The sequence below is a fragment of the Pseudomonas sp. Pse79 genome (assembly GCF_024519615.1).
Taxonomy (GTDB): Bacteria; Pseudomonadota; Gammaproteobacteria; order Pseudomonadales; family Pseudomonadaceae; genus Aquipseudomonas; species Aquipseudomonas veronii.
On the sequence record NZ_JALJRR010000078.1, the window covers coordinates 1 to 332 of the forward strand.

Below are 332 nucleotides of genomic sequence, written 5' to 3' on the forward strand. Positions count from 1 at the left end.
GGTGTCCAGCGACTTGATGGAGGTGATGGGGGTTTCCGATCGCATTCTGGTGCTGTGTGAAGGCGCTTTGCGCGGCGAACAACGGCGCGAACACGCCACTGAATCCAACTTGCTGCAACTGGCCTTGCCGCGTGGCCTGGCGAACTGAGAGACGACTATGACGACCCAACACAACGCGTTGCCGACGGCACGCAAACCCTTGGACCTGCGCGCGCTGCTCGACAACTGGGCGATGCTGCTCGCGGCGCTGGCGATTTTCCTGCTGTGTGCCTTGCTGATCGACAACTTCCTCTCGCCGCTGAACATGCGCGGGCTGGGCCTGGCGATTTCCA

1 pseudogene is annotated in these 332 nt (G+C 62.0%); it reads left to right on the forward strand.

Annotated elements, in window-relative coordinates:
• Positions 1-157 precede the first annotated feature (157 nt).
• Positions 158-332: pseudogene (locus tag NR164_RS30310) on the forward strand (L-arabinose ABC transporter permease AraH); the annotation flags it as partial.